Source organism: Belnapia sp. AC561, assembly GCF_979252845.1.
On record NZ_CEEDBP010000135.1, the window covers coordinates 1 to 333 of the forward strand.

The following is a 333-nucleotide window of genomic DNA, read 5'->3' on the forward strand; positions in this document are numbered from 1 at the left end:
GTTCAATTTCCGTTGCCAAATCAAGCAGAATCATTTTATCATCTGGTACAGCTTTTAATAAGGCTTCGGTTTGCGGTGCTTTCCAAAACTTTCTGTCACTATAAAAAAGCCAGCCCTGCATTACCCAAACGGCCTTTGCATCGGCTTGCGACATGCCATCATAAATTCTTGCACTCAGTTTTGCCAGATAATCAGGCTCTGCAGATGGCGGTTCGTTTTCATTAAACGTATCTGCAGAATATAAATGATCTGTTCCAAGCAATTCTGTCTGTTTCTGAAGGAACTTTTTACCAATTTCCGCAAACATCGGGTCTTCCGAATCCAGAATATAGG

Annotated in this window: 1 protein-coding gene; it reads right to left on the reverse strand. The window is 41.4% G+C overall.

Going from position 1 to position 333, the window contains the following annotated elements:
• Positions 1-307 (reverse strand): alpha-N-acetylglucosaminidase TIM-barrel domain-containing protein (locus tag AC0IW9_RS30460; protein ID WP_471652050.1); only part of this gene is annotated, 307 nt, incomplete at its 3' end.
• Positions 308-333: the final 26 nt, after the last annotated feature.